The organism is Streptomyces sp. SID14436, assembly GCF_010548465.1.
Lineage (GTDB): Bacteria > Actinomycetota > Actinomycetes > Streptomycetales > Streptomycetaceae > Streptomyces.
Genome location: NZ_JAAGMD010000518.1, coordinates 1 through 1,715 on the forward strand (window position 1 = coordinate 1; position 1,715 = coordinate 1,715).

The 1,715-nt window shown below is 79.0% G+C and carries 1 protein-coding gene; it reads left to right on the forward strand.

Features of this window, described 5'->3' with window-relative positions:
• Positions 1-89: 89 nt before the first annotated feature.
• The gene (cobC, locus tag G3I53_RS17970) at positions 90-1,193 is read left to right on the forward strand and encodes an Rv2231c family pyridoxal phosphate-dependent protein CobC (RefSeq protein ID WP_164438556.1); all 1,104 of its coding nucleotides are present in this window, start codon (positions 90-92) and stop codon (positions 1,191-1,193) included.
• Positions 1,194-1,715 lie beyond the last annotated feature (522 nt).

The window sequence follows — 1,715 nt, forward strand, 5'->3', positions numbered from 1 at the left end:
GCGCCGTCGTACGGCGGCCGGGCTCCCGGAACGGCACTCCCGCCACCCCGGCGACGGGCGCGTACGGCACTCACGGCACCATCACGGGCATGGACACGCACTCTCCGCCGCGCCCCGCCCCGGCCGCGGCTCCGCCCAGCGCGGGGCCCGCCCACGACCTGCGGCACCACGGCGACGCCGAGGTCCGCGACAGCGGGGCCGCCCTGGTCGACCTGGCCGTGAACGTCCGCGCGGACACTCCCCCGGCCTGGCTGCGCGAGCGCATCGCCGCCTCCCTGACCGGGCTGGCCGCCTACCCCGACGGACGGGCGGCCCGGGCGGCGGTGGCCGCACGGCACGGGGTGCCGGCCGAGCGGGTACTGCTGACAGCGGGGGCGGCGGAGGCGTTCGTCCTGCTGGCCCGGGCCCTGCCGGCGCGCCGCCCGGTGGTGGTGCACCCGCAGTTCACGGAGCCGGAGGCGGCGCTGCGCGACGCCGGGCACACCGTGGACCGGGTGCTGCTGCGGGAGGCGGACGGGTTCCGCCTGGACCCGGCGGCGGTGCCCGAGGACGCGGACCTGGTGGTCGTCGGCAACCCGACGAACCCGACGTCGGTGCTGCACCCGGCCGCCGCGCTCGCCGGGCTCGCCCGGCCCGGGCGGACGCTGGTCGTCGACGAGGCGTTCATGGACGCGGTGCCGGGCGAACGGGAGACGCTGGCCGGGCGGACGGACGTCCCGGGGCTGGTGGTCCTGCGCAGCCTCACCAAGACGTGGGGACTGGCCGGGCTGCGGATCGGCTACGTGCTGGCGGCGCCGGAGACCGTGGCGGCACTGGAGCGGGCGCAGCCGCTGTGGCCGGTGTCCACACCGGCGCTGGTGGCGGCTCAGGCCTGCGTGGAGGGGCCCGCCCTGGCGGAGGCCGAGCGTGCCGCCCGGCGCGTGGCCGCGGACCGCGCCCATCTGGTGGCGGGACTGCGGCGGCTGTCCCCGCACGGCGTGCGGGTGGTGCCGGACGCCGAGGGCCCCTTCGTGCTGGTCCGGCTGCCGGACGCGGCCACCGTACGGGCCCGGCTGCGCGACCTCGGCTACGCGGTGCGCCGCGGGGACACCTTCCCCGGCCTCGACCGGGAGTGGCTGCGCCTCGCCGTGCGCGACCGGGAGACGGTGGACGGCTTCCTGGCGGCGCTGGAACGGGCGCTGGGGTCGGGCTGAACTGAGTTCCTGGGGCGGCGGGTTGGGCTCGCCCGGAACGCGGTGCCGCCTGTCGGCCCCCGGCGGTCCAGCAGTCCGGCAGTCCGGCGGTGAACCGGGAACGGCCGCCGCGGGGAGGCCGCCGCAGGGAGGCAGCGGCCAGGAGATAGCGGCCGGGAGACGGCGGCCGGGCGGTCCCGCCCCGGGACAGGGACGGGACCGGCACGAATCCGGGGGCGGGACGGACGAGCCCAGGGACCCAACGGCACGGAGCCGGCACGAATCCGGTCGACCGGACGGACGAGCCCACGGACCCAACGGCACGGAGCCGACCGCCGGACGAACCCCGGGGCCCGACGGGACGGAGGCGACCGCCCGGCGGGACTCAGGACGGGCCGTCCCCCGGGGGCCACGCCGCACCATGGACCGTGGCCGAGGAACCGTCGAGCCGTCGACCGTCGGATCCGTCAGCCGTCGAGCCGTCGACCGTCGGATCCGTCGAGCCGCGCTCCGGGCGCGTCCGGAGCCGCCCGGTCCGGGGGC